18 protein-coding genes are annotated in these 23,385 nt (G+C 39.7%); 7 read left to right on the top strand and 11 right to left on the bottom strand.

The window, feature by feature from the left end; translation table 11 throughout:
* Positions 1-360 precede the first annotated feature (360 nt).
* Both BCL90_RS01865 and BCL90_RS01860 read left to right on the top strand, forming a co-directional pair.
* Entirely contained in the window at positions 361-1,110 is a 750-nt protein-coding gene (locus BCL90_RS01865; RefSeq protein ID WP_121282257.1) for a hypothetical protein, read from the top strand.
* A 553-nt stretch (positions 1,111-1,663) separates the two neighbouring features.
* Positions 1,664-2,263 carry a GIN domain-containing protein gene (locus BCL90_RS01860; RefSeq protein ID WP_121282256.1) on the top strand — a complete coding sequence of 200 codons (600 nt, stop codon included), beginning with the start codon at positions 1,664-1,666 and terminating at the stop codon, positions 2,261-2,263.
* A 67-nt stretch (positions 2,264-2,330) separates the two neighbouring features.
* Here the strand turns inward: BCL90_RS01860 and BCL90_RS01855 are convergent, their stop codons facing one another.
* Together BCL90_RS01855 and BCL90_RS01850 are read right to left on the bottom strand one after the other, a co-directional pair.
* The gene (locus tag BCL90_RS01855) at positions 2,331-2,558 is read right to left on the bottom strand and encodes a hypothetical protein (RefSeq protein WP_121282255.1); all 228 of its coding nucleotides are present in this window, start codon (positions 2,556-2,558) and stop codon (positions 2,331-2,333) included.
* Positions 2,559-2,621: 63 nt separating this feature from the next.
* Entirely contained in the window at positions 2,622-2,912 is a 291-nt protein-coding gene (locus tag BCL90_RS01850; protein WP_121282254.1) for a hypothetical protein, read from the bottom strand.
* Between the two features lie 283 nt (positions 2,913-3,195).
* Between BCL90_RS01850 and BCL90_RS01845 the strand changes: the two genes are divergently transcribed.
* Positions 3,196-3,705: a PRC-barrel domain-containing protein gene (locus BCL90_RS01845; protein ID WP_121282253.1), complete on the top strand. Its 510-nt coding sequence runs from the start codon at positions 3,196-3,198 to the stop codon at positions 3,703-3,705.
* A gap of 477 nt (positions 3,706-4,182) precedes the next feature.
* Here BCL90_RS01845 and BCL90_RS01840 read toward each other — a convergent pair whose 3' ends face one another.
* Positions 4,183-4,776 (bottom strand): hypothetical protein, encoded by a 594-nt coding sequence (locus BCL90_RS01840; RefSeq protein WP_121282252.1) that lies wholly within the window; start codon positions 4,774-4,776, stop codon positions 4,183-4,185.
* Between the two features lie 242 nt (positions 4,777-5,018).
* Here BCL90_RS01840 and BCL90_RS01835 point away from each other — a divergent pair, with 242 nt between their 5' ends.
* From BCL90_RS01835 to BCL90_RS01820, 4 genes are all read left to right on the top strand, one after another.
* Entirely contained in the window at positions 5,019-7,379 is a 2,361-nt protein-coding gene (locus BCL90_RS01835) for a mechanosensitive ion channel family protein (RefSeq protein ID WP_121282251.1), read from the top strand.
* Between the two features lie 318 nt (positions 7,380-7,697).
* Positions 7,698-8,513: an MOSC domain-containing protein gene (locus BCL90_RS01830; protein WP_121282250.1), complete on the top strand. Its 816-nt coding sequence runs from the start codon at positions 7,698-7,700 to the stop codon at positions 8,511-8,513.
* Between the two features lie 224 nt (positions 8,514-8,737).
* Positions 8,738-9,181, top strand: a complete 444-nt coding sequence (locus tag BCL90_RS01825) for a GNAT family N-acetyltransferase (RefSeq protein ID WP_121282249.1) — start codon at positions 8,738-8,740, stop codon at positions 9,179-9,181.
* A gap of 39 nt (positions 9,182-9,220) precedes the next feature.
* Entirely contained in the window at positions 9,221-10,216 is a 996-nt protein-coding gene (locus BCL90_RS01820; RefSeq protein WP_121282248.1) for a hypothetical protein, read from the top strand.
* 124 nt (positions 10,217-10,340) lie between these two features.
* Here BCL90_RS01820 and BCL90_RS01815 read toward each other — a convergent pair whose 3' ends face one another.
* The 8 genes from BCL90_RS01815 to BCL90_RS01780 all read right to left on the bottom strand — a co-directional run bounded on the left by BCL90_RS01815 (position 10,341) and on the right by BCL90_RS01780 (position 23,300).
* Positions 10,341-11,861: a glycoside hydrolase family 43 protein gene (locus BCL90_RS01815; RefSeq protein ID WP_166792154.1), complete on the bottom strand. Its 1,521-nt coding sequence runs from the start codon at positions 11,859-11,861 to the stop codon at positions 10,341-10,343.
* Positions 11,862-11,940: 79 nt separating this feature from the next.
* Positions 11,941-13,794 (bottom strand): glycoside hydrolase family 2 protein, encoded by a 1,854-nt coding sequence (locus BCL90_RS01810; RefSeq protein WP_121282246.1) that lies wholly within the window; start codon positions 13,792-13,794, stop codon positions 11,941-11,943.
* A 290-nt stretch (positions 13,795-14,084) separates the two neighbouring features.
* Entirely contained in the window at positions 14,085-15,164 is a 1,080-nt protein-coding gene (locus tag BCL90_RS01805; RefSeq protein ID WP_121282245.1) for a glycoside hydrolase 5 family protein, read from the bottom strand.
* Between the two features lie 16 nt (positions 15,165-15,180).
* Positions 15,181-16,218, bottom strand: a complete 1,038-nt coding sequence (locus BCL90_RS01800; RefSeq protein WP_121283420.1) for a glycoside hydrolase family 43 protein — start codon at positions 16,216-16,218, stop codon at positions 15,181-15,183.
* A gap of 118 nt (positions 16,219-16,336) precedes the next feature.
* On the bottom strand, positions 16,337-17,302 hold the full coding sequence (locus BCL90_RS01795) for a glycoside hydrolase family 43 protein (RefSeq protein ID WP_121282244.1): 966 nt from the start codon (positions 17,300-17,302) through the stop codon (positions 16,337-16,339).
* 156 nt (positions 17,303-17,458) lie between these two features.
* Entirely contained in the window at positions 17,459-18,160 is a 702-nt protein-coding gene (locus tag BCL90_RS01790) for a DUF3823 domain-containing protein (RefSeq protein WP_121282243.1), read from the bottom strand.
* A 12-nt stretch (positions 18,161-18,172) separates the two neighbouring features.
* The gene (locus tag BCL90_RS01785) at positions 18,173-20,077 is read right to left on the bottom strand and encodes a RagB/SusD family nutrient uptake outer membrane protein (protein ID WP_121283419.1); all 1,905 of its coding nucleotides are present in this window, start codon (positions 20,075-20,077) and stop codon (positions 18,173-18,175) included.
* 19 nt (positions 20,078-20,096) lie between these two features.
* Complete coding sequence (locus BCL90_RS01780; protein WP_244095033.1) at positions 20,097-23,300, bottom strand: SusC/RagA family TonB-linked outer membrane protein; 3,204 nt, start codon at positions 23,298-23,300, stop codon at positions 20,097-20,099.
* Positions 23,301-23,385 lie beyond the last annotated feature (85 nt).

Here is a 23,385-nt window from a genome sequence, read left to right as displayed (position 1 = left end):
TAGGTTATATTTGGTTTTAATTTTGCAGTAAGAAAGAGGTTTTTTACCAACGTTGGTTGCAAATACGCTGAAATTTAAACCAGCCTTTTAATTCAATGAGTTGGCGCTCCTCCATTTTTCTGGAATATTTGGTTGTATTACACGCGACAAGTGCAGTGTTATGATCATTAATCGCCATAATAATAAACAATTGAATCGATTAATGCAATGGATGATGATAAACTTTGTTGTTTTACCATTAAGATCTGATCGAATAACCGATTCATTAATACGGATTGTATTATGGAAAGATAAATTTGATTTTCTCCGTTTCATTCTATAAATTGAGGCTGGATCTTATCCAAACTCCATTAACTCGTTATGAAAAGATATCTTTTTATTATCCTTTTAGCAATCTCTTTTTCAGTACAGGCACAGTCTAATGCCGTAAATTACAAATACATTATTGTCCCCGAGAAATTCAGTTTTCTCAAGCAGGTTAACCAATACGGCTTAAATACCCTGACTAAGGCTTTTTTTGAGGAAAAAGGCTTTACGGTCTATTTTGATAATGCCGAAATACCGGAAGAAATTGCGACAGATAGATGCAAGGCCCTGGTAGTAGAACTGCAGGAAAAAAACAGCATGTTTGTTACCAATCTTACCCTTTTACTTAAAGATTGTAAGGGCGCTGTAGTCATTAAGAGCAAGGAGGGAAAAAGCAGAGAGAAAGAGTATGAAACTTCTTATAATTTTGCCTTGAAAGATGCTTTTACCTCTTTTAACGATTTAAAGTATGTAGCGGGTAACCCTACTGTGGCGACCAGTGTAGTCCCAGCTAATACAAATACAGAGACCAAAACTGCACCTATACCTGCTGAACAGCCGATGGCTACAAAAACAGAACAACAAGGAGCGATGTTATATGCACAACCTATAAGCAATGGCTACCAACTGATCGATGCAACACCTAAAATTGTAATGACCTTACTAAAAACCTCCATGGAGGATTGTTACATTTCGAACAACGGGAACGCAAATGGCATAGTTTTAAAAAAGAATGGAAGTTGGTTTTTTGAGTACTATAAAAACAATGCGCTTATTTCCGAAAAACTATCGATTAAATTCTAGTTATAGGAGATTGTATCTTATTTGTAATTCAATCGAATTTGTCACGTTGAGCTCAGCCTGTACTGAGCTTGACGAATGTATCGAACGCCTTGCAACACCTTAAACAGGCCCTTCGACAAGCTACCATTGACAGACTCCAATAGAAAAGCCGTCATTGCGAGGAACGAAGCAATCTTAATGCGCACGCTAATAGCGATCGTTGTAAGATTGCTTCGTCGGCTGAAAAAGCCTTCTCGCATCCTACAGTTCATTAAAATCACCTGTCATTCATATTGATTTATACCATAAATTATCTCTCAGGAGGACAATTCTATATCTATTTAGTAATTGGTTAATTTCTGGAATTTTAAATTAGTACCTGCCCGCAAAATCAAGCAATTGTAGAATTCATTCAGAAAACGAACACTTTTTCGCCTGATTTTTAAACCTGTTCGTCGAGAATTAAGCTGGGTTGGTATAATTGAGGATTTTCTGCTGCAACGTTTTGCCGATAGTGGTGTCTTATCTACAAAACAATCACAAAATATTAATTAAAAATATAAACAACAGCATTATGAAAACCTCTATCAAAACCCTAACAAAATCAGTATTAGCAGCTATCGTTTTAAGTTCTGCTATTTTCTCCACAAATGTAATGGCAGACGAGAAACAGCCAATCAAAATGTCGGCCCCTAAAAACATCAGCCAGGTTATTGTAAATGGAAATGTGGAAATTACATTGGTACAAGGACAAAAAGAAAGTGTAAGTTATAATGACGATAACACTGGGAAAGTAAAAGTGATCCAGGATGGGCATGCACTAAAAATCACTTCGGCAGATGGTAATACAGCTAAGATTACCGTTTATGTAAAAAATATTTACAGGGTACAGGCTTCTGAAAATGCAGTGGTAAAAACTTCAGGTAAACTGGATTCGAAATACCTTCAGTTATTCTTAAAAGGAGATGCTGTTGCCGAGATTAATTCAAATACAGAAAGTTTATATACCGTAATTGAAGGTCGTGCAGATTTAAAATTAAGTGGAGCTACAGCAGAACATATCCTGGTAATGGGAAGCACACCAAAATTGAATCTGGACAGATTTGCCGCAATAAAAACGCAAATGAGTTCGCCAGTAAACGAAACAACACAAACTGCTTCATTAGCAAAATAATAGTTAAAATTTAACAGTCTAAGAGCGATGGAATCTATTCATCGCTCTTTTTTTGTTTATACGGCGCTTAATCATAAGCTGCAGCATAATCTTTGGCAAAAGCATTACATTTTACCGGAGTAAGACGCAAGCAGGCTAAATAGTTTAATGCGAGGGGCAAATTGGAGCTGGTAATGGTTAAAAGTCCGAATAAACGCTGGGCAGCGGATGAAACTTCGCTTCCACCTTCATTTAAAATGCCTGCCAAATAAAAAGGATTGGAGATTGTGGAGATGAATACCGTTTCCAGCATCATTTCCCCAATTTACTCACTGTCATTTACTTTTATATGAGCTAGATGATAGGTGGTTTACGCCTGTCACGATAAAATCCGCTGTACCAATTCTTCCCATTCCTGATCTAATGATAATTGGGGGCTTTTCTCTCCGGCTTTAGTATACCAATAATCGGCATTCCAGATGTCGCCTTCTTTGCGGTGCAGGTAGGCGTGGATGCGGGCTGAGGCAACATCGCCTAAATGGTCCACCTGGTTATGGGCCGTATGCCAATCCCCCTTAGCATCGTACCAGAGTGCCCGCAGCTGAACCGACATGTTGCTTTCTGGCCTATCTTTTTCTAATGAATTTTTAAATTCAGTTATATTCTTCATTAATTTCTGATTCTATTTTAACTATTATACAACAATTACTGTAAAACAGTATGGTAGCCATCTGATAAAAATTATTTTGATTAATATCTTGTTGTATTCCAAATAATTCAACAACAGCACAAAACACTAATTTACAAGTATTTACAAGCAATTACTCACTTTACGATATTCGTTTAAGCACTCCATTTTTTGTAAACCGGTGCATTAACATACAAACCATCTTCTGAAAAACTTGTTGTAAAAATGGGCATGGTATTAATTAGCCCCTTTAAAAAAAGCAATTATGAATTCAGGAACTATTGTATACAGCAATTTAGAAGAGCTCTCAAAAAGTATTTATCAATTAACAGATGGCGAGGCCGACATTAAAGGTTGGCCGGTAAGAAATGAAGCTGGCGATCCGGTTGGAAAGGTGCGCGACCTCCTATTCGATCCCGAGCAAAATGCAATACGGTACGTTATTGTGGAGCTTGCTGATATGGGCGAAGATTTGGAGGAAAAAGCTGTGCTGATCCCCATCGGCCTCATAAATTTAGGTGAAGGTAAAAAAGAAGTTATTTTACCCGATATTCACCATGATCAGTTCAGGGCAATGCCGAGATATATTATTGGTGAAGTTACGCCTGAGTTGGAGAACCAAATCCGCAACGTGATCGGCAGTCCGGCGGCATTGCGGATAGAGGATGAAATTGTAGAGATTGACCGTGCAAACTTTTATCGTCACCATCATTTCGATAAGAATAGTTTTCCGGAACAAAATCCCCGCAATCAGGAATCTGATCCCTTAATTTAATTAATGCATCACTTTTGTATGTGGTGCATAGGCGTCGCTAATTATAGTTACATTAGAAAAAAGAGGTGTATCATAAATATGATTTCAACTTAAATCCTGGCATATTGAGTTTCCCGACGAATCGGGAGAAGTAGTGGAAATAACTTAAAAGTATTTAAAGGCCCTTCGACAAGGTATCAATAACAGGTTCTAAGGAAAAGTCGTCATCTCGACCGGAGCAACGCGTAGTGGAGAGATCTTTGAACTATGCTAAAGATCTCTCCACTAATTTACCCCTGGAATTTCGGTAAACGTTTACCGGATCTTTTTTGATACTTGCTTTTTTAAATTCAGCGCATTGGGAATTAATTAAATACTTGCCCTTCGCGATAATCATGCACAATACGCTCCAGCCATCATCATCATGCACGCTAAAATCCCGAGGATAATTTTAGTCTGTTTCTTCATCTATTGTTTATTGTAAATTCCCTGCAGCTTTTATTTATTTTTTAGCTGGTAACTGTTGTAAATGGCTACACACTTCTCTTCATAGCTAAAATTAATATCATCGCTAAAGGTTTGCAGATACGTTTTCGGGAACACCATCATGCCTGTAATCAGGGGCAATTTAACAATCTTGTTGTTGCGCACTACATTAAATTGTGCACTGTATTTGTTTGTCAACAGATCTACACTCGATTTACCTCCGTTTTTGCCCGGGTAGGTACCACTTAACTCGTAGTCTGTTCTTTTCATCCCTACCAACTGCATTTTTTTATCTGTCTTATTGTACTCGAACACGTTTATAAAGCCCGATCGCCCGTAATCGTTCCAAAACTCAAAACCTTTTTTGGTAGCCACCAGCATATTGCCAAAATTAAGGTGCCTGATGGTTTTGCTTATTATTTTCTTATAGTGCTGTGTAGACAAGCTGCACTCCAACGTGCGCATATCGCTATTGATGGAAATCGTATCTTTTTTCAGGTCGAAATCAAAATCTTTCACAATCCGCCGCGTGGCCTGTGCAGTTACCGTAATGGAAAAGCTGGATAGAAATAAAACAAAACTGTATTTTATTAAAAATTTATTCACGATAGGTCTCCTTTATATACTTTTAAACTTGTAAATAGCAAATGCTAATTGAAATTATTTAATTTTTATTAAACTCCAGTATTATTTTCATAAAATTCTCTCTGTCATTAATGCTCTGACATTTTTAATGTTTCAGTGTAAATGAAATAGCCAAAACCACCGGACATAAAATCAATTCTAATCCTTATTTTTGGCGATATATATCCTTAATAAAGGATATTTCCAAATACTGCTGTAATCCAATGATAACAATAAATAATTTCTCGATACTGTTCCGAATTCTGATACTCCTGCTTTTTACCTTTCTTATAACGGGTAATGCATTTGCACAAAAAGACAGGTTACCAGATAAGGGGCAGGATGTATCTATTCTTTCAGATTCTGCTACGCTGACCAAAGGCGATTACCTTACACACCTGGAAAAAGTATTTGAAACGGTTAATAAAGTGCCGGTAACGGTTGGTTCATTTAAGAAACTCAAACCTATAGAAGCACATTTAATCCAGGATGAAACCGCGTTAGCACTGCTAAAAAACCGCTTGACACAGCGCGACAGGTACCCAAATCTGCAAAACCTGCAGATGGATCAAACCTTATTAGCTGAACTACAAAGCAATAACAAAGATTGTTTAGCAGACCTTGATGAATATGAAAAGGAATTACGGGCATTAAAAACCGAAATTCTTAACCTGCGTAAAGATACTGTACTGATTAAAGTGTTTACAGTACCTGCGGTGCAGGTTATGTTTAAAAGTGAATTTGCAGAACTAAAGAAGAAACGTTTAGTGATGGATAGCTTGCTGAAAACGACTACCTTATCAATCAACAACCTACAGGCCAGAACTTCATCCAATCTCATCAATATTAAAGAGTTAATGTATCTTACCGATAGCCAACTCGATGCGGTGAGCATTAAAGCTTTTGGTAAAGAGCGCCGTTATTTATGGGAGTCGGTAAACAGGCCGGCCAATAAAAGCATGGGCTTCAGTAAGTTCATTAAAGGAGAGCAGGAAATATCGCGGTATTATTTCGTATATACAAGAAGCAGCAGAATCTTGTTATTTTTCACCTGTACCATATTTTTCTTTTGGGTATTCTTCAATTTTAGAAGCGTAAAAAAGCGTGGCCATTTAGAAACGCTTGATAGTTTTTCGCTGATTAGTCCGCAGCCCTATTTAATCACTTTCATCATGCTCTTTGCACTAGCGCCTATTTTCGATTTGAGGGCGCCTGCACTATACATAGAAGCAGTAGAAATTATTCTCGCGATTTTGCTTACTGTATATTTTCGCAAAAAGTTAAACCCAAAGTTATTTTACTATTGGTGCATATTTGTGATACTTCTTCTTGCTCCGGTGTTCTTACGTCTTTTGGGTATGCCGCCAAGATACCAGCGCTGGCTCCTGCTGTTCTTAACGATCAGTTCAGTTGCCTACGGTGTTATAGTATGGAAAATACTTGATGAAAAAACCAAAAGATATAGAATGATCCTCGTCACAGGATTTATATATGTTGGCTTTGCCATCATTGCCACATTTTGTAATTTATTTGGCCGTTTTACCCTCACGCAGGTTTTTTATTCAACCGGGGTTAGCTCACTTTTGAATGCCATATCGTTAACCATCCTGGCGAAAGTATTGGTAGAAGCCTTTTTGCTGCAGATGAAAAGCAGCAGGATTCGTAAGGGATTTCCGGAGTATTTTGACTGGCTGCCTGTAATTGCAGGACTTAAAAGGCTTACAGGTATTGGTGCCACTATTATCTGGTTTGTAATATTTACCACCAACCTGAATATATTCAACAGCCTCTACGAATCGGTAATGGAAATCCTGACTGAAAAAAGAGTTATAGGCAGTTTCTCTTTTACCTTTGGGGGTATTGTATTGTTTTTGGGTATTATCTGGATTGCCAACTTTTTGCAAAAATACATTGCCTATTTCTTTGGCGATACTGGCGATGATAATTTTGAGGATAACAAAGGAGAGCGTTCGAAATTACTGGTAACCCGTTTGGTGTTATTAATTGGTGGCTTTTTAATCGCGGTTGCAGCTTCCGGGCTACCAATCGATAAAATCACAGTTATTCTGGGTGCGTTGGGCGTGGGAATTGGGTTGGGCTTACAGAATATTGTAAGCAATTTTGTATCGGGGATTATCCTTATTTTTGATAAAACCATCCGAATAGGAGACATTGTAGAACTGAGCAATAAAAAAGGACGGGTAAAGGAAATCGGCGTGCGCGCCAGTACCCTGCTTAGTGATGAGGGCGCTGAAATTATTATACCTAACGGCTCTATTTTATCTAACAACATCATCAACTGGACACTCAGTAATAACCAGATGCGGGTAGATATTTCTTTATCAATTGCAAAACCCTTTAATTCTACTGAAGTGGTAAGCCTGATCAGAGAAATTATTGTAGAGAACAACAATGTTTTTATCAGCAAAGAGCCTATTATTATGATCAGTCCGGTAAGTAAACTCACGAGCAATATCAACATCTATTTTTGGTGTAAAGATATTTCTAAAGCCGACTTAACCCGAAGCATGGTAAATGAGCAGATATTTGAGGTATTTGAGCAGAAGGATATCGAAATTTTATAGTCATTCCGGCATTTAATACGCTTTTTAAATCTTACAAGTTCATTAATCTTTGATATCGTTGTTTTCTAGTCCGTAAATTCATTCAGAATGAAATATAGACTGCAAGAATTATAAGCGAGCTAATTTAAAACTAAAGACAAAATATGTCCATTTTATTTAAAAAATTGAACATATTGTGCTTTCTTGTTCAAAATATTAGATCTTATCCAAATATTGAAGAAATAAAAAACACATTAAGACATCTCGACAACATGACTTTTTCTTTTGTTAAAAAATGAGAAATCAGATAAAATCAAAAAAGTGATTTATCTTTAAAACATGAACAAACTTCTCCTTTCTGAAATCAATATTTATCCCATCAAATCGCTGGGAGGCATTAGTCTTCAGTCAGCAACACTTGAAGAAAGCGGCTTACAATACGACAGGCGATGGATGCTTATTGACGAAGAAGGTATCTTTATTACCCAACGGAAGCATTTTGAACTGGCGCTACTACAGGTAAGTATTGCAAATGGTAAATTAAGCATTTCTCATAAAAAATTGCCTGAGCAAAACATATCCTTTTCTTTGGATGAAGATACCGGGGAACAAATTTCAGTTGTCATCTGGAGCGATACCGCCACTGCACTCGAAGTAAATAAAACGGTAAGCCATTGGTTTTCTAACTTCCTGAAATTTAAGGTGAGGCTGGTAAAAATGCCGATGGCGGAAAAAAGGATGGTAGACCCAAGATATGCATCGAACAATGAAGTAGTAAGTTTTGCCGATGGTTATCCTTGTCTGATTATCGGTCAATCTTCTCTTGATGGACTCAATGAAAAACTCGATGAGCCCATTCTTATGAACCGTTTCCGTCCAAATTTTGTTTTTACAGGTGGTAAGCCTCACATTGAGGACAGTTTTAAGGATTTTCAAATCGGTCAGGTTTTATTTTCGGCAGTAAAACCATGCGCGCGATGTGTGCTTATTACCATCGATCAGCAAACAGGTGAAAAAGGACAGGAACCATTGAGGACATTGGCCGGTTACCGTACAGTTGGTAAAAAAATCATATTCGGACAGAATTTACTGCACAAAAAAGCTGGGCTAATCAACGTGGGTGACGAATTGAAGGTGATTACATGGAAGGCGTAAGATGGAATGGATATCGCGATAAAAATTCTTAACTACCTTAATTTCCTAATGGTAAAAAATTTTAAGACTTTAATTATTCAATATTTTCTGACCACCTGAGATCACCTATGCTCATTCATGATGCAAAATGCTATATGTTAGTGCGCAAACTTTTCACCGCATTTAACGTTTAACGAATACTTTGCACCTTAAATACAGGAAAAAAATAATTTAATATTCATTGAATGAAAGAAGCAATAATCGTAGCTGCAGGTAGAAAAGATTATGAAAAACTGATTGCAGTGTGGGAAAGTTCGGTAAGAGCAACACACCATTTTCTTTCTGAGAATGATATTATGACCTACCGCTCTCTGATTTTAACTGAATATTTTGATCAGGTACGATTATACGCTGTTAAGTATGAAGAAGAGGTAATGGGTTTTATAGGCATCAACAAAAAATCGATCCAGATGCTCTTTATCCATCCCGATGCCAGAGGAAAAGGGCTCGGTAAAACGTTGATTGATTTTGCAAAAGATGAACATGATGTCAATACGGTAGATGTAAACGAGCAGAATGAACAAGCAGTAGGTTTTTATGAAAAACTTGGTTTTGTAACCTACGAACGGAGTGAGCGGGATGGAGCAGGAAAACCTTTTCCTGTACTTTCTATGGCCTTACAGAAGTAAAAATTTGATATCGTTAGCAAACAACTTTTTATCTAAACTATGCTTGGAAATATCATAGCCAAACTATTAATGGCCGTCGCAATAGGTGCAGCATTTGGACTGTTTTACACCATTCTGCTCAACATGCATGGTTTAACCAAAATCAAGTATAAACATATGGCGCTTAGCATCGGAACGCTTATTTTTCTACTTGGATTATACAGCTTTGAAGCCGCAGGTATCGCCTCCTTTATTATTGGTATCGGAATTTTTGTTCTTGCCATTGCGCTGATGGCAAGGGGCACTGCCAATGCGCTTAAAGCACTATCTGCTAAATTCTCATTAGGTAACAAATCGCAGACTACCGAAGGACAGCAAATAAACAAACCCGTTTTAAGCAATTATGCTGGTGTAATATTTCATCTTGTGGTTATTATACTTATCTCGTTATCGATATTTACCTATTCAAACGATACCTTACTTAATCAGGAAAAAATGGAGCGGCTAATCAGTGATGCCATTTTTCAGTTTATGAGTACCATTATGCTTATACTGTTAGGCATGTTTAATCCTTTTATACCTCCATCTGCTAAATTATTGGGAATCGCCCACTATGTCGACGGCGTTAAATACCCCAAATTATACCTGCTGCTTTCTGGCAAAAAATTCTGGATGGCTTTTAAAGGCCTGATTTGCCTCGGAATTATTATTTATTTCGCTTCGAAAGGATATTTTGATCTGTTGGCATGGGATAATGCCACGCCCTATATGAACATTTATGTAGTGCTTATCGGCTTTTTCATTATCGTTAATCTGGTACAGATGATCCGCAACGCCGAATATTTCTTTCAGGCAAACCTATTCAGGATTACGATGTTGCTGCATTCGGCTTTTATCAGCATATTTTTGAGTGCAATACTGGTTTTCTCTACGCTGTTTATTTCTTCTATTTTAGGAGTTGACATCAATAGATTGAAAGTGAGTTCGGAGACCATCATTTTCCTCGGGTTTAATATTATAATGTGTTACAATGAGTTTAGACTGGCAAGGGCATAATAACCTTCGTTTTTTTGTCATGCAAATGTGAGTTCAGTTTTTCATCGGATTTCTTAGTGGTATCTCACTGCATCATAAACAGAAATTCAAATTCGTCAGATGGTAACATCTGACGGCACAGAAATCAATACTTTAATTCAAAAGTGGAAAAATCAGCGTCTTGACTAACACTTCCATTAAAATGAAGACCAATACGTGGGCTTCTATCCCACTGTGGTAAAAAGTTAACCGTAATTTTTTCCTTTACCGGAACATTTTGCCATTCTTCATTAGGTTTCCTGAAAAATACAAGCAAGCTTAAATCATCTGCGGTTTTCATTTTAAACTCAACCGGAACTGTTGTTGGTATTTTCACCTTTGCAAGCACTGTTCTGGTTTTATTTTCTACCTTCCAAAATTCTATTTCATTTCCAGCTATGCCAATGCCTATAGCCGAGCCTGCATCGCCATAATACACTAAACCTTTTAGTGCATTATTGGTATTTGTTACTGTCGTAATCGCTTCAAAAGTTGTTGATATAGGTCTAACCGTTAATGCTATCCCGCTTAGGTTATCTTTATTAATAATCCCGGATAAATGAAGCTGCCCGTTCTTTTGCAAAATTCCTGGCGTCGAGTTTCTAAAATCCCATTGCCAATTTTTATCAATTTGGGGACTAGTGAAGTTCAGTTTCAAATCCCGGTTAAGGCTTGGACCTGATTGTTCTTTTAAAACCGGCCATGCATTTTTCGCTGGCCAGTTCATTTGGGCTAACATTCCCTGCCTGCCTGAAAAAACATTGGTCTTTTTATTGTAGGCATGGTAGAGGTAATAATCTTTTCCATCTGCAGCTTTTACAAAGGTACCGTGCCCTGAACATTTCCAATATTCATTTTCCATTAACAGGGGATTGGCAGCATAAAGCTCGTAAGGTCCGGCAAAAGATTTTGATCTGGCTACCCTTACATTATAATCGCATTGCGCGCCACAGCAGTTCCCGGCAGAATAAAAAAGATAATAATAACCCTCTTTTTTCAGGATACTCTGCCCTTCCAAACCAATCTTTTGATCATCTTTAAGCAAAGAAAATGGCTCTCCTTCTACTTTAAGTCCATTTTTAGAGAGTTTAAAAGCTAAAATCTCAATTGGTCGTTTATCCAAGCCATAAGCTTTAAAGGTAATGTAACGCGTATTGCCGTCAAGGTAAACAAATGCATCGATTGCTTCCTTTCCATAGTCTATAATAATACCCTGATCAATAAAGCCCCGATCGGGATATTTTGAAGTGGCCACACCAATGCATGAAACGTTGTTTTTTTTCCTTCTCGCGGTATAATAAATAAAATAGGTTTTATCATGATAATCGTATTCCGGTGCCCAAAACGAACCCGATGTCCATGCTGGGGCCTTCTCAAAAACATAACCTGTCTGTTTCCAGTTTAACAGGTCTTTCGAGGTATAAATAGGGTAATGAGGTGCCCACTCCGAAGAGGTACCCACAGCATAATACTGGTTATTCGCCCGAATAATAGATGGATCAGCAAAATCTCCTGCAATTACGGGTTCTATAACGCTTTGTGCCGATAACAGGTTCGTGATCAGAAGAAGTTTAGCGATTACCGCCAAGGCAGCATAGCAGGAAAAGTTTATTTTTTTTCTCATCATTACCATGTATTTGAATTTTTAATTAATCGCCATTGCGCGGCATAAAGCCTTCTAGCAATGACGACTTATCTCTATTAATTTATTTCTGCACCGGTACGTTAATCTGGTATAATTTATCGTGCAAAGCCTTCATCTGTGCTTCTGAAAATTTAATGTCTTTTCTATCGTAGGTCATTAATCCGTTTGTTTCTACTTCAACATCAGTAGTTTGGGTATACACTCCGGCAGAAAGCCCTAAAGGAATTAATTCTTCTAAACGTTTGGCAAACTCTGCGTATTTGTTAAACAGGTCAGTTTTGTTTTTGAAACTTTGATAACCCCAGTTATTTTTCTGTTGCCACACATGCCCGTCGACAGGGAGACCAAGGCCGCCAAACTCACCCAATACAAGGGCATAATCTTTGCCAAAATAGTCAGGACTTGGCATAGCTGGATGTGGGTAATTGTGCAGATCGATAATGTCACCTACCGGATGAAAGTTACCTCCACTTGCCGTATTCACCAACCTTGATGGATCTTTCTCTTTAGTCCATTTGGCAATTTCTACGGTTTTAAACTGCCCCCAAGCTTCATTAAAAGGTGTCCACACTACAATCGAAGGTACATTGTAAAGTGCATCAATAATGGCGTTCCATTCTTTTTTGTAATATCCTTCCGATTCCGCAGTTCTGTTTTTATCCGAGCCATGATCTAAAATACCCGGACGGTTTTCCCAGCCATTACCCAGATCGCCACTCGGCATATCCTGCCAAACCAGCATTCCCGCTTTATCGCAATAGTAATACCAACGGGCTGGTTCTACCTTAATGTGTTTCCTGATCATATTGAAACCCATTTCTTTGGTTTTATCTACATCGAATTTCAAGGCTGCATCAGTTGGCGCGGTGTAAAGCCCATCTGGCCACCAGCCCTGATCTAACGGACCGTACTGAAAAACAAATTCGTTGTTCAATAACATACGCTGTATACCGTTCTGGTCTTTGCCAATTGAGCTTTTACGCATGGCGAAATAACTTTTCACTTCATCAACCTTCTCGTTTTTGCCGAGCAACTCTACTTTTAAATCGTATAAAAAAGGGCTTTTAGGACTCCATAACTTTGGATTGGCAATTTTTAAAGTAATTGTACCGCTACCATCACCGGTTTGTTCAGCAACTTTTGTCGTGCCATCCCAGGCCGAAACTTTTACCTGATCGCCTGAAGCAGCTCCCTTTAAAACTGGCGTAACAGCCAATGATTGCTGATCAATATCAGGGGTTACTTTAATGTGATCGATATGTGATTTGTTTACCGCTTCGATCCATACCGTTTGCCAGATACCGGTTACCGGAGTGTACCAGATGCCTTCAGGTCTTTTAACCTGTTTACCCCTTGGTTGAGGTCCTTCATCTGTCGGATCCCAAACTTCTACAGTTAAGGTCTGGTTACCGCTTTTATTTAAAAATGGGGTAATGTTAAAACTAAAAGGATCAAAACCGCCTTCATGTTTCCCTACTTCTTTGCCGTTGATGCTAACGGTCGATCTCCAGTCAACAGCACCGAAATGAAGCAGAACTTCTTTTCCTTTCATGTTCGAAGGCACTGTAAATACGGTTTTATACCATAATAAACTATCTTTACCAACCGTTTTACCCACACCAGAAAGCGCAGATTCTACAGCAAAAGGAACTAAAATTTTACCCTGGTTAATGACCGGACGCTGCGATTTTCCGGAAATGGCATAATCCCAAAGACCATTAAGGTTTTTCCAGTTACCAGTACGCTCAAGCTGAGGGCGAGGATATTCTGGCAACACATTCTTAGGGTTAACTTCCTGTGCCCATGGCGAAGAGATCTTCCCTTTCACCATCGACCACGATTTGTCTTGCTGCTGTGCAGATAGGGAAAGTGAGAGCCCCAGCAGCGATAAGAAAATAGATACTTTTTTATTCATTGGTTTAAATTTGAGTGTTTAAGTTAGGGAATGTTGTTAATTTAAGTAGAGCATAGTTTCATCCTCAGGGCTTATTTGTTTCATAAAGTCAATATAAATCACTTTTTTTTGAATTGATAGGCTGCGAGGAGTCGTCATTCCCAACCCGATTGGGAATCTTAAAGCCTATTGCATTAAGATTCCCGCCTACGCGGGAATGACGACTGTTTTATTGGAGTTTGCCAATGGTAGCCTGTTAAAGGACTTTTTTTCAACTAAGTGTCTTCGACTACGCTCAGACTGATAATAATTTATTTGTTATTGAGTTTTTTGATCAGGTTAACTTCATCCTGGCGGTATGGTGTGCCATCGGGCTGAAAAATTTCGTGAAACCATTCGATCGGCTCAGATCCATCGGCAAGTGGGGTATCCCAGGCATATTTGGTATTGGTTTTACCTGCAGCGAAGCCCCAGTTTATAGCGCCAACATTCTCGTTTTTAAGCATCGGGAGGATATTGGAAAAACGGCTGTTGCGTGATCGTGCCATGTATTCGGTGCAGATCAATGGTCTGCCGCTTGCCTTTAGCAGGTCGATGGTACGCTGGTGCCACTCTGGCGCCTCATAATTATGATAAGTTACGATATCCGAGTTGGCGAGCTGTATGGTATTCAGTTTTTCGAAACCCCAGCTCCATAAGCCAATTGAAATCGGTTGATCGGGATTGACTGCGCGTGCCCAGCTGATGGTTTTGTTTAACAAAGGAATAGTTGCTTCCAATTTTCCGCTGTTTCCGGGTTCGTTGTATAGATCCCAAAGTAAAATCCTTTTATCGTGTGCAAAATGGCTAAGCACATCTTTTACATATTTTTCCAGTTCCGGGAAGTTGGCTTCTTCTTTAAATGCAGGGTCACCTGGATCCTGTAACCAGCCCGAATTGTGGATACCTGTTTTGGGTTCAGGTTGTTTGCCAATGGCAGAAGTTTTGTTCCAGCAATCATCAAAGAACACAAACATGGGCTTGATGCCGTGTTTTTGAGTAATGGTTAAAAACTGGTCCACGCGTTTTTTAAAACCTGTCGGATCCTGGCTCCAGGCTTTACTGTATAAAAACACACGGAGCGTATTAAAGCCGATACCTTCTGCCCAGCCCAGCTCTTTGTCGATCAGATCAGGGAAAAAAGTGTCTGCCTGCCACATTTCCAACTGGTTGATGGCATTGGATGGAATGTAATTTGCGCCGGTTAGCCATTTGTGCTCGCTATACCAGGCATTGGCTTTCTCTACCGACCATACTTTTGCAGGTTCGGGATTTTTCTTTGTTTTTTGCGCAAAGCCGGTTCCAATGCATAGGCTCAGGATAGTAAGTAGCGCATACTTTTTTAAATTCATATCGGTATTTATCTGATTATTTTTTATTTCGGTTTGATGGTGATGGTAAGCTCAATCCCGCTTTTACCGGAGTTCCAAAATTTGGTGTACCATCTGCATTCCAGGTAAATTTTTGTGCCCTTGGAGAACGGAAACCTCCGCAGCCCTGTCCTGGTTTATCATTTGCATGGTAAAGAATCCAATCTTCTTTCCCATCTGGAGATTTAAAAAACGAATTGTGACCTGGCGCATAAACGCCATCCTTCGGTGACTGTTGAAAAACAGGTTGATCGGCTTTCGTCCAGGATTTTGGATCGAGCAGGTTGCTTTTTGCTGAAGCCGAAAGCATGCCCAAGGCATAAAAATCTGTCCAGCAGCCACTAGCCGAATAAATAATGAATATTTTGCTGCCGTGCACCAGAAACTGTGGCCCCTCATTTACATCAACATGTTCTCCTCCGCCTAAGTCGCCGTTTTTTTCCCAGTCGAATTTTGGAGTAGAAATTTTTACGCGGTTTCCATCCACTGTCCAGGGATTTTTAAGCCTGGCAATGAAAATTTCCTGTTTGCCGTTTTCATCGCCTTCCCACCCTGACCAGATCATGTATAACTGACCTTTAAAATCAATTACATCACCATCAATGGCCCATTTATCAGTTGGATCGGCAATTTTGCCTTTAAATACCCACTCCCCTTTCATCGGATCGGCCGAAGCATTTTCTAAAACATACATGCGGTGGTTTTCATTTTTGCCATCATCAGCAGCAAAATAGGCATACCATTTCCCCCTTAAAAACATTACCTCAGGTGCCCATATTTCTTTACTGTACATCGTTCCGGTTGGTGCTTTCCAAATGGTTTTCCGCTCGGCATTTTTAAGGCCATCAAGGGTTTTGGTTTTCCAAAGGTCTACACGGTTACCAGTAGTATGGGTATAATAGTAATAACCATCTTTATAATAACTATAAGGATCGGCACCGGATGGCAACAGGGGATTGGTAAATGTTTGTGCATTTAACCCTCCCATCACCAATAAGCACAGTGCGAAAAGTAATTTTAGTTTCAATCTATTCATTTTTAAAGCTTTACACCTGCTATTTTTCTCATGCTGCTGCATTTTTTCAATCTTTAAAAAAAGTGATTTCTTTTCTGAAACCAGCCTTTTTTTTGTTTCAAAATTTCTACAAAAGCAATCAATTTGCGCCCTGCATTAAAAAGCGAAAACTTTTAGGGTCGACCTGCATCTGATCAGTACCGTTTTTATCTTTCACAAAAGCAGCCTTTATAATAGCTGTAGCCCTTGGCGATACTTTTTGATTGTTATGATGGGTGTGGAATACATACTGCAAATCCCCGTTTTTATCGGTGAAAAAATCACCATGACCGGTTCCATTGAATTTCAACAACTTTCTGTTAATAATCGGGTTTGCTACATATTTCTTCCATGGCCCCGTGGGTGAGCTTGAAGTGGCATAACCCACAGCATAATCGGGATTTCGAAAATCGTTTGCAGAATAAAAAAGGTAATAAAGATTCTTCCTTTTCAAAACCGTTGGGCCTTCGGTTACCGGCCAATCGGTTTTTGAGGTATTTTCCCAGAATTCGGTTCCCGATAAACACTCCTTTGCAGTGTTTGGAATTACATTTGAAAAATCAGCCTTCAGTTCGGATACATAAATCCGGTTGCCATTGTCAAGTTTGACAAGGTAGAGGTAATTCTTCCCATCTGCATCGGTGAATACAAATGGATCGATCTGTTTCCCTGTTCCAGAAATGGCTTTTAATGTTTCCTGTTTAAATGGGCCTAAAGGACTTTTGCTCTGGGCAATGGCAATCTGCTCATCGGCGGTGTAGGCCATATAATAAGTATTTCCCCTTTTAAATACCTGTGGAGCCCAAAAACCTTTGCTCCCAAAAGCGTCACCTTTTTTTAAAGCAAATCCATTATTTTCTGACTTTTTGCTCCAGGTTTTAAGGTTTTTTGAAACATAAACCAAAAAACCCTGATCGCTACTGGTACCATATAAATAATAACGGCCTTTATCTAAAAAAATGGTCGGATCGGCAAGATAAAGGGTATCATTTAGCGGTTTTGCAAACACGTTTTTACCGATAGAAAATATGAAGAAGCATAAAAAAAAGGCGAAAATATATTTCATTGAATACGATCTGCTAAAGGTAAGATACTGATTATTAACATACTTCAATTGATCGTCATTCCCAACCTGATTGAAAATCTTAATGCCTAATGATTAGATTGGCTACATGTTCATTAAGATTCCCGCCTGCGCGGGAATGACGAAAATTTAAAAAAATTAAAAACCTATTTTACTTACTGGTGTAAAAATCAGATCGTCAACACCGGCAATTTTAACACCTATCCTGGCAAAAACATAATTTTGAGTAGGTGTAATGCCTGGGATCGTTACACTCATGTTCAGGTTGTTGAGATCGGAAATGGCTGCACCACTGATCTGCTGGGTAGCAATGTTATTGCTACCATCTACAAATTGTGTTTTGTTAATGTACAGTGATACATTTTCAATATCCTTGCCATCGGCATTGGTGATGATTTTTTCAAGTTTGCAAAAAGCATTTATTTTACCTGCTGCAGCGGTAAGTGTGGCTCCGCGGATCATGTAGTAAGGCATTACTTCGATATCCATGGTTTTACTGCCATTAATGTTTACCGCAATGCTATCCTGTCTTCCGGCAGCATTCTTTTTCCATAAAAAAGGCCCCTGGTTTGGAGAAAAAACCAATTTATAATCTCCGTTGAATAATTTGGCAGAATAGGTTCCATCCTGGCTCACATTAACATTCAGCGCGGAATAATTCCCAAAACCTGACTGCCAGAGTTCGAAATTAACCTGACCGTATTGAACACTGATGGGTTCTCCTTTATAAACGATCCGCCCGGTAAAATCGGCTTCAGGTGCTTCGTAGTTATCTTTTTTACATGAAGCAAAAAGAACGGCAATAAGTGCCCCTATCATGAAATAAAATCTAATTTTCATATCTATATCTGCTTATTGGTTAGGGTTTCTTACAATTTTAGGGTTTCCGTTAAGTACATCCTGCCCGATTGAAGAGTAGTAATTTCCGATACGGAAACGGTGTGCAGCGGTTACACGGCTTGGTTTAATCACTTTAAAAATATATTTCAAATGGTTTGCGTTGCCAGGGTTATAATATTTGTATGGCCACAAGCCAAATACCTGCGTACTGGTGCGTGTTGCGCTACCAATATTGTTTGCATTGATAAAATCGGCTGCAGACATGTTATTGCCGTTCCAAACTTTATCAGCCAGTCTCCAGCGTTTCATATCCCAAAGTTCATGTCCTTCGAAGGCTAATTCTACTTTACGCTCGTGTACAATACGGTCGAAAGTGATCTCTGCCGGGGTTAAAGCAACAGTTAATCCTGCACGATCTCTTACTTGTTTAATATAGTTAGCTGCTGTAGTGGGATCGCCCAGTTCAAAAGCTGCTTCGGCTGCATTTAACAATACCTCGGCATAACGGTAACGGATCCACCAAACATCACTGCGGGTACCGATCTGTCCTGAACCTGTTGCTGGATCTAAATATTTGCGAACATAAAAGCCTGACTGTGCGCTGAATTCGAGTCCATCTACAGGACCATCAGCACCAACCACTTGTACAGAACCTGCATTTCCCGGAAGAACATTCGTTTTGTTCTGTCCGAAGTTATCGCCTGTTACGATAGAACCATCGGCCAATTGGTAGCCAGCCCAGATATCAACGGTTTTGCCTTTAAACTGCGTTCCCGGAAGAATTACCGTTCCTGCCAAGCGTGCATCACGACCCGCAAAAATATCGGTGATACCGCTGTAATAAACCGGGTTACCACTTCCATCAACCGAGGCCATGGATGCATAAGTATTATCCAGTTTTTCGAAAGACTGAACAAGGTTTAACGATGGATTTAAACGTCCACCCTGCGCTTCCTCTGCAGAAGAACGTGGCTGGTTATCGATCGTAAAACCATGAACCTTATTGGTTTTCAATTTAAAATCTTTCGCAAAAATCACTTCCGGATTACTGCCTTTATCAGTAAAAAGCGCGGCGAAATTTTCAGATAAATTAGGGTTCTTTTTGTAAAGCGAATATTTGCCGCCATCGATAATCTCTTTTGCGGCAGCTAAGGATTTGGTAAAATAAGCATTGGCCAGACCCGATGATATACCCACTTCTCCACCTGGCAAGCTCAACTGCGAGTTGCTGTATTTGGCGATTGAACCCGCATATAATGCTGCTCTTGATTCCATGGCTAATGCCGCAGCTTTTGTAGCCCTGCTCTGTACAGTCGGATTATCAGGCAGTATGGTTTTTACGGCTTCCAGTTCTGAAATCACGAAATCATAAATTTCGGTTTCTTTTGCCCTTGGAAACTGTAGGTAACTTGGGTCGCCGCTATAATTATAATCTAAAACGGTTGTGATCAACGGCACACCGCCCATTGCTTTTACCATTTCGAAATATACCCCCGCCCTGATAAAACGCGCTTCGGCAAGGAAACGGTCGCGGTCTTCTGCTTTTAAAGCGGTAGATTCCTGCCCGCGTTTAATAAACATATTCAGGTCACGGATATAACCGTAAACACCCATGTCCCAGTATCTCCAGGCATCATAACCATACTCTAAATTCTGGTGACGGAAATAATCACCGCTGGCGGAGGCAAAACCTTCGTCAAAAACGGCAAAAGTCCACCATGCCTCGATCGTCTGGTAATCTGGATAGCGGTCGTAAAGATCGCCAACAACGGTAAGCACCAGGTTTGGATCTTTCCATACCGCATCAATCGGCAGGGTACTGGTAGGTTGTTTATCTAAAAATTCTGAATCTTTTTTACACGACTGCGCAAAACTCAAAAAGGCGATGGCAGCAAATGCATATATAATTTTTTTCATCTGATTAGTCTTTTTCATGTTACAGCGTTAATTTAATACCGATATTAAAAAACTTGTTCTGTGGGTACTGTAATCCGTTATCATCTGCAATTTCAGGGTCTACACCATAATCTTTCAGGTTATCGATAGAAAAGAGGTTATATCCGTTAACATAAACCCTGGCATTCTGGATCTTGATTTTTTCGGCCCATTTTTTGGGTATGGTATAACCGACCTCAAGCGTACGGGCACGCAGATACCTTACATTGTGCAGCCAAAAAGTAGAGTTTTTGTTGTAATTGCTGTGTCCGCCATCATTAAATCGTAATGCAGGATATTTCCCAGGAATCCATGCGCTGTTCAGGTCGTATGGATTGGTACGGTGCCAGCTGTCGTCAGCAAAACTCTGCAATAAAGCACCTGTATTCTGGAATGCCCATCGCTGTTCCCAGTTCTGGTTCCATGAGTACAAGGCTCCGCCTGAAAAATCTGCTGAAAAATCAAAGTTTTTGTAAGAACCGCCTATGGTGAAACCGAAGCCGATGTTCGGCTGACCTTGTGTGGTATATCCAATCGGTCTTTGATCCAGGTCATTAATCACACCGTCGCCGTTCTGATCTTTATAAATTAAATCGCCCGGCAATAAAGAGCGGTTTCCCTGTCCATCAATGTTTACTTTATAATTATTGATCTCATCAATATTCTGGAATTGCCCAGTTACCTCGTATCCCCAGAAAATATCGGTATAACGCTGGTTATAGCTATTTCTGTAATTGTCCCACGAGTTGCCGTAACGCGGTTTATACTGATCTAAAAATTTTCTTCGGCTAATGGAAATATTTCCACCAACATTGTAGTTAAATTCTCCGATCTTATCCCTGTAATTTAACGCGAATTCTGCTCCGAACTGCGCATCACTTTCCAGGTTTTCTGCTGCCAGCGGGTATCCCAATTCAATAGGCACCACAACATCATTTTTAACCTGCTTTAAACCGGTACGTTTTCTATAGAAATAATCTGCCGTTCCGCTTAGCTTACTGTTAAACAATGAAAAATCTAAACCGATATCTGTCATTTTGCTTTTCAGCCAGCTTAGGTTATTGATAATCGGACCTTTATCCCTTGAAGTGGTAATATTCTTACCATCTAAGATCACACTTCCCTGGTTGTATCTATAGCCCGGAATGTAAGCGAAAGGGTCAATACCGAGATCGTCATCTCCCAGCACACCATAAGATGCACGAAGTTTCAAATCGTTCAAGACAGTACTTTCGCCTAAAAGCGATTTCATAAATTTCTCCTGGGTAATTCTCCAACCAATGGATGCTGAAGGGAAATAACCTACACGCCTGTCGGGTGCAAATTTCCATGAGGCATCTCTACGGCCAGAAAGTTCCAGGTAATATTTATTGTCATAATTATAGTTTACCCTGGCTACGTAACCAATACGGGCTTCTTCTTCCTGAATATCAGCGAAATCCTGTCCGTCCATATCAGCGAACTGCAAAACAGGCAGAATATTGGTCTGTGGTACGGCATGCTGGAAAGTATAGGTTCTAAAACGGTCTAAACGCTCCGCTACCAAAACGCCACCAACAGTGTGTTTACCAAAAGTACGGTTGTAGTTGGCCTGTAACTGATAGGTATTGGTGTATATCTTTTCGTTTCTACGTTCCCGGTAAGGGTTAGAACTTCCAACTTTTTCTTCGTAAACACCAGTTTCAGGATGATAAGTATAGACATTGTAAGTATACTCATGGCCATTGATCACGTTATCGGCAATGTAATAAGAGTATAAACCTTTTATCTCTAAACCTTTTATAGGCGTATCGTAACTTGCTGATAAATTGGTCTGTAAAACCCTCCAGTCTGATTTCCAGTAACCGGTTAAGGCTTTGCTCTGTACGGCAAACTGTTCCGTATTGTGCCCGATATCATTCGGGTAATTCGGATTACCATTGGCATAAGCCTGTTCAGTCGGCCTGTTTCTCAAAAGCGCAAAACGTGCAGCAAAATAATCGTCACCACCCGGTACGCCTGGCTGATCGCGGCTTTCTATACGGCCGTTGATCAACATCCCTACTTTAAAACGGTCAGTTATTTTAGCTTCTATATTACTCTGGATGTTGGTCCGGTTGAAATCGAATTCACGTTCCGTTCCATATACCCCTTTCTGATCAAGGTGTGTACCCGAAAAGTAATAATTCACTTTGTCGCTGCCACCAGAAGCACTTAAATTAATCGAAGATTGCGGTGCATTTGGCGCAATGATGATATCTCTCCAGTTCTGGCTCTGATAGCCATATTCTGTTCCGGCTTTCCATTTTTCAAGTTCTGCCGGGGTAATATCTGTTTTGCCGTTCTGGTTTAATTCTGCGGTAGCCTTTCCCAACATCCATTGGTAAGCATCGGTAGTTTCAGGGAAACGTACCCAATTCTGCCATCCGGTATAAGCATCAACACTAAAGGTATTACGCGTACTGTTTTTACCTCTTTTAGTCGTCACCAAAATTACCCCGTTAGCGGCCCTGCTACCATAAATAGCGGCCGAAGCATCTTTTAGCACACTGATAGTTTCGATATCGTTGGGCGAGATATTATTAAACTGCCCTGCATCCTGTTGAATACCATCAATTACATATAATGGATTACCCATGTTACGGATCTGGATGTTGGCACTCGATCCCGGTCTACCATCAGGCATCCTGAATGAAACGCCGGGCAGTTTACCAGCAAGGCCTGTACTCACGGTTGAACCGCCATGTACTTTTTCGAGGTCTTTACTGCTAATGGAGGAGATGGCCCCGGTAATGGCTTCTTTTTTCTGTGTGTTATACCCCACGACCACTACTTCTGAAAGATCGTTGTTGGAGGGTTTAAGTTTAACGTTAACCTGCGAACGACCTGCCAGCGCAATTTCCTGGTTGACATAACCTACATAAATAAAAATCAGGGTTGCATTTTTATCTGCCACCTGGATTTTAAATTTTCCGTCAGCATCAGTTGTTGCCCCTGTGCTGGTACCTTTAATTTTAATGCTGGCACCCACAACTGTTTCACCCTTCTCGTCAGTAACAGTACCGGTCACGGTGCTTTGTTCCTGTGCACTAAGCTGAAATGAAAGCAAGACTAAGGTAATTGAGGTAAAAATAGCAGATAGGATTTTGCGTTTCAAAAACATCTTTTGAAGCAAGTACCAATCCATGCGTACAAAGCCGCCATAGTAGAGTAAACTTCTTTTCATATTTGGTTAGGAATTTGGTTAAATACTAGAAGTAAATGGTTTTAGTTCGATTTAATTCTTTTCAAAGATTCAGTTTTTAGCATTA

Origin of the sequence: Pedobacter alluvionis (assembly GCF_003664035.1) — a bacterium.
Taxonomy (GTDB): domain Bacteria; phylum Bacteroidota; class Bacteroidia; order Sphingobacteriales; family Sphingobacteriaceae; genus Pedobacter; species Pedobacter alluvionis.
Note: the sequence above shows the minus strand (reverse complement) of the source record. Positions and strands in the feature narration are given on the sequence as shown.